Origin of the sequence: Faecalimonas sp. LCP19S3_D12 (genome assembly GCF_052121495.1) — a bacterium.
In the GTDB taxonomy this organism is placed as follows: domain Bacteria; phylum Bacillota; class Clostridia; order Lachnospirales; family Lachnospiraceae; genus Faecalimonas.
This window is the reverse complement of the sequence record NZ_JBQKED010000110.1, coordinates 1-1285: the sequence shown is the minus strand read 5'-3', so window position 1 is coordinate 1285 and position 1285 is coordinate 1. Positions and strand designations below refer to the sequence as shown.

Below are 1285 nucleotides of genomic sequence, written 5' to 3'. Positions count from 1 at the left end.
TGAGGTGACCCCTCAAAGTTAGACTTTCACGAGACGACTTCGGTCGTCTCGTTTTTCTTTATGCAGCTAGAAGATGGAGCCTGTATTGAACAGGACTCATCCATCCTAACTTTTCTTTTATTCGTTTCTCATTGTAGTATTTTATAAAACGTTCTATCTCAGATTTTAATTCCTCGTAGCTATAATACACAACACCATAATAAATCTCCTGCTTAAGCAAGCCAAAGAAGTTTTCCATTACAGAATTATCCAGGCAGTTTCCCTTTCTAGACATACTTTGAAATATTCGTTCTTCTTTTAGTCTATCAGAATAGGTCTTCATCTGGTAAGCCCAACCCTGATCAGAGTGAAAAGTTCTTCTGAATGGGCAGTCTGCCGTAATTTCAATTGCTTCATTTAAAGCTTCCATTATATTCTTAGCAGAAGGTTTCTTATCAATCCCATAACTTAGAATCTCTCCGTTGCACATATCCATAAACGGATCTAAATAAAGCTTATGTATAGTCATGCGTCCTTTTTCATCAACTCCATAATACTTAAACTCACTAGTATCAGTAGTGATTTTCTGATGAGGAACATGTGTATTAAAACGCCTGCGAATCCTGTTCGGAGCAACAGTACCAACCTTCCCTTTGTAAGAACTATATTTTCTGCTCTTGCGAGTGTATGATACTACCTGCAATCCAAGTTTTTGAACAATACGCTGGATTTTCTTTTTGTTTATAACATATCCTTGGTTACGTAATTCCGCCAGAATTCTGCGATATCCGTAATCCTTATGATCTTTACGAATTTCAAGTATTTTTTCCTCGACTTCTTTATCAGGATTTTCCCTGTCAAAACGCTTTTGCCAATACATATATGTTGCCTTTGGCATTCCGGTATATGAGAGAAGAGCTTTTAGTTTGAATCGTCTTCGGAGACTGCTGATAATCCGAGCTGTTCTCTCGTTTTTGCTTCGTCCTCTAAACGCAGCCTCCTCAGTTCTTTTAAAAATGCATTCTCTATCCTTAATTTTAGGAGTTCATCTTCCAGTTCTCTTACATGCTCAGCGCTTGTATCAACGGAAGTTTCTTCTAATGGTTTACTTTGCGTAGTGTTATCTGATTTATCCAATGTTTTCTTTCGACCTTTCTTACGTGGTCTCAACGCATCAGGACCAGCTGCGTGAAAGCGATTAACCCAGTTAACAATCAAAGATGGGTTGGTAATGCCTTCTTGTAGAGCTAAATCTTGATATGAGATTTCACTTGATAAATACAATTCTACAACAGAAAGCTTTTTT

Annotated in this window: 2 protein-coding genes; both read right to left on the bottom strand. The window is 37.5% G+C overall.

The features are described 5' to 3' along the window. Positions 1 to 58: 58 nt before the first annotated feature. A complete protein-coding gene (locus ACTQXY_RS15455) occupies positions 59 to 997 on the bottom strand; it encodes an IS3 family transposase (RefSeq protein ID WP_441660207.1) in 939 nt (312 codons plus the stop codon). Beyond that, positions 901 to 1285, bottom strand: a 385-nt coding sequence (locus ACTQXY_RS15450; protein WP_441660206.1) for a helix-turn-helix domain-containing protein, incomplete at its 5' end; no start/stop codon positions are given. The genes ACTQXY_RS15455 and ACTQXY_RS15450, both read right to left, overlap by 97 nt.